This window comes from Planktothrix paucivesiculata PCC 9631, from assembly GCF_900009265.2.
Lineage (GTDB): Bacteria > Cyanobacteriota > Cyanobacteriia > Cyanobacteriales > Microcoleaceae > Planktothrix > Planktothrix paucivesiculata.
In genome coordinates, this window is record NZ_LR735120.1 from 1 (window position 1) to 980 (window position 980).

Here is a 980-nt window from a genome sequence, read left to right on the forward strand (position 1 = left end):
ATTCAATTGTTTTAAGGGTTCTTCATAGCTAATTTCAAAAGTATTGGGATTGAAAATAATCAAAGGTAGTTTAGCTTTTCGTGCCATTGAAATAGTTAGAAAAGTTCCCCCAGTTGTTCGCCCGTCCCAGACCGCTAAACCGAGTTGTGAATTGTTAACAAGATATTGGTCACGAGCTTGCATAACGCCTGGTTGATATTCTGGGTAAAGGATTTTGACTTCAATCGCAGTAGCTAAGAGTTCTTCCTTATATTGACGATAGCCACTGTGACCTAAATAACTGGTGTATTCCCGTTCAGGACAAGGATAAATAGCTTTCCAACTTAATCCTCGTTCGCTCCAAATTTGTGCCGCTGCTTGGTCAACTCCCACAGCCATTCCTGATAGAAAAGTTGTGAATCCTCGTTCAATAGCAATATCGGTTAATTGATTAACTCCGAGTTCAGCTTTGGGTCGAATAATGCAACGATGTCCGGTAATAAACGCAGTGTTCATTATTAATTAGATAATCAAGAGCAATAAATTGAAGCGGTAGCAATAAAAAAAACCCTAACTAGATTAAATCTAATTAGAGTTTTATTGAAGTTAAATTAAACTTTTGTAGCCTTTGGATTCATTTAATTTCCAGAAGACTAAACTAAATCTCTCTGGGGTTAGGATTTTCTTTATGCTGTGGAGAACTTTGCAATTAAACTCGGTAATGTCGCCATCTCGAAGTAAATAATCTTGTTGTTCCGGTTCACCGTAAGTAAAGATTGCTTCGCCTAAATTAACACTAATTGCTTTAGGATTTGCATAGGTATGATCACGATGAAGATCAATTCTGCCATCACTGATTTTGCCATCAGTTAGAGAACCTCCAAAAGTTAATAAACCAATATCACAACCCGGATAAACTCGTTGACCAAAGTTATAGATTCTGTCATCAAAATAACCTTTGCTGAGTTGTCCGTTTCTGAAATCAACCTCATGGAAAAGCC

Annotated in this window: 2 protein-coding genes; both read right to left on the bottom strand. The window is 37.2% G+C overall.

Features of this window, described 5'->3' with window-relative positions; translation table 11 throughout:
- Positions 1-495: phospholipase D-like domain-containing protein (locus PL9631_RS25795; protein ID WP_083624830.1), on the bottom strand; the 495-nt coding region annotated here is incomplete at its 3' end.
- A gap of 90 nt (positions 496-585) precedes the next feature.
- On the bottom strand, positions 586-980 hold a 395-nt coding region (locus PL9631_RS26505), incomplete at its 5' end, for a hypothetical protein (RefSeq protein ID WP_083624832.1).